General features: G+C 72.2%; 1 protein-coding gene. It reads right to left on the reverse strand.

What is annotated here, in order from left to right:
- Positions 1-1,915: zinc-binding dehydrogenase (locus tag ABZ565_RS35390; protein ID WP_361036427.1), on the reverse strand; the 1,915-nt coding region annotated here is incomplete at both ends.

A 1,915-nucleotide genomic window follows, 5' to 3' on the forward strand; every position in this document is an offset into this window, starting at 1 on the left:
GCTTGTGCTCCGCGTCGGCTGGTCAGCAGGAGGTGGCGGATGTTGTGGTGGGTGACGAGGTGGTGGGCGAGGAGGGTGCCCAGGGTGCCGGTGGCCCCGGTGATCAGGACCGTCCCCGCCGGATCCAGCTCGCGCGGCAACGACAGCAGCGTCTTGCCCACGTGCTGTGCCTGGCTGAGGTGACGCAGAGCGGCCGGTGCGTGGCTCACATCCCACGCGGTCAGCGGCGGCGGGGTCAGTACCCCGGCCTCGAACAGCTCCACCAGGGTCCTCAGCATCTCCTGGGTCCGCTCCGGGCCCGCTTCCATGAGGTCGAAAGCCCGGTAGACAACACCCGGGTGCGCGGCGGCCACCTCCTCGGCATCCCGGATGTCCGTCTTGCCGATTTCCAGGAAGCGGCCGCCGTGGGGCTGGAGGCGCAGGGTTGCGTCGACGAACTCCTTGGCGAGGGAGTCGAGTACGACGTCGAAGCCGCGTCCTTCGGTGGCGGTGGTGAACTGCTGCTCGAAGTCGAGGGTGCGGGAACTGGCCAGGTGTGCGTCGTCGAAGCCGAGGCCGCGCAGGGTGTCCCACTTGCCGGCACTGGCCGTGCCGAACACCTCTGCGCCCAGATGCCGGGCGATCTGGGTGGCGGCCATCCCGACCCCGCCCGCCGCGGAATGGATGAGCAACCGCTCGCCCGCCCGCAGCCCCGCCAGATCCGTCAGACCGTAATACGCCGTCAGATACACGACCGGGATGACGGATGCCTGGCCGAAGGAGAGCCCCCGTGGGATCCGGGCGGTAAGCCGGTGGTCGGTGACCCCGACCGGCCCCAGCCCCCCCGAGGGGAACATGCCGAACACCCGGTCGCCGACGGAGAGCCCGGTCACCCCGGAGCCGGCCTCCAGGACGACACCCGCTCCCTCGCCACCGATCATGGCGTCGTCGCCCGGGTACATGCCGAGGCCGATCATCACGTCACGGAAGTTGAGTCCACCCGCGCGCATCGCCACCCGGATCTCGTGGGCGGCGAGCGGACGCTCCCCCTCAGGGTGCGGTACGAGCGCCACATTGCCGAGGGTGCCCTTGCTGGTGACATCGACGCGCCAGGAGTCGGCGCCGACGGGCGGGGTCAGCACCCCTGCGGCGTCCGCCGGCCGCACCAGCCGCGGTACGTGGGCGCTCCCGTCCCGCACCGCCGCCTCGGGCAGCTCCTCCATCAGCACCTGCAGTACCGCGTCCGCCGCCGCCGAGGCGACGGCCGGCACGGTGTCCAGGTCCAGGAGCGCGAAGCGCTCCGGGTTCTCCGTCCTTGCCGAACGCACCAGACCCCAGACCGGAGCCGCCGCGAGATCCCGTATCTCCGGTCCCGGCCGGGTGGCGACGGCGCCACGCGTCACGACGACCAGCCGGGACTGCGCGAACCGTTCGTCGGACAGCCACTCCTGCACCAGGCTGGTGGCCCCGTACAGCACGGTCCGGGTCGCCGACAGGACGTCGGTGGTGTCCTCGCCCTCGCCGGCCACGCTCACCAGGACCAGACCGGGTGCCTCGGCGCCGGCGTCCACGGTGGCGCCCAGCGCCGCCAGATCCCCGTAGCGGGCGCAGTCCCCCAGTACGGGGGCCAGTCCCAGCGGGTCGGCCGCCCCGAGCAGGGCCACCGATTTCGGGGCCGGCACGTCCTCGGCCGGGGGCAGCGGAGCCCACTCGAGCAGATGGACGCCCGATTCGTCCTTGGCGCCGGCCGCCGAGCCGAGTTGCTGCTGGCTGACGGGCCGGGTGGTGAGCCCGCCGATGTGGGCGACCGGGCTGCCGTCGGCGTCGAACAGGGCCAGTTCGACTGTGTCGGGGGTGGTGGGGGTGAGGTGGGCGTGGAGGGTGGTGGGGTGGGTGGCGTGGAGGGTGATGTTGTTCCAGGCGAAGGGGATGCGTT

The organism is Streptomyces sp. NPDC016469 (assembly GCF_040632905.1).
Classification (GTDB): domain Bacteria; phylum Actinomycetota; class Actinomycetes; order Streptomycetales; family Streptomycetaceae; genus Streptomyces.